This is a genomic window from Salinimicrobium oceani, assembly GCF_012037645.1.
Window position 1 is genome coordinate 1 of record NZ_JAAVJR010000830.1, and the last position, 408, is coordinate 408.

Annotated in this window: 1 protein-coding gene; it reads left to right on the plus strand. The window is 43.1% G+C overall.

The features are described from left to right. Positions 1-408: PglZ domain-containing protein (locus HC175_RS19605; protein WP_168139799.1), on the plus strand; the 408-nt coding region annotated here is incomplete at both ends.

Here is a 408-nt window from a genome sequence, read left to right on the forward strand (position 1 = left end):
GACACGGGAATGTTTGAGATCCTGGAGTCACAAAAAACTGAAGCCAATTCCCAGTTCTGTAAGTTCATCGACAAGAATTATGCAAGCTGGTTTGAGAAGAATGCCGATGCTCCAATTATGTCACACACCTTATTCAAGGAAAAGATACTGCCGGAGATCAGTGAAAAGCAACCCACCCTCCTGGTAGTCATCGATAATATGCGATATGATCAATGGAAGGCTTTTGAGCCCGTGATCAACAACTACTATAAAAAGGAACAGGAATTCCCTTTTTACAGCATCCTGCCTACTGCCACTCAATATGCCCGGAACGCGATCTTCTCTGGACTTATGCCAAGCGATATGGAGAAGCTATTTCCTGATTACTGGAAAAATGACACAGATGAAGGCGGAAAAAATCTCTATGAG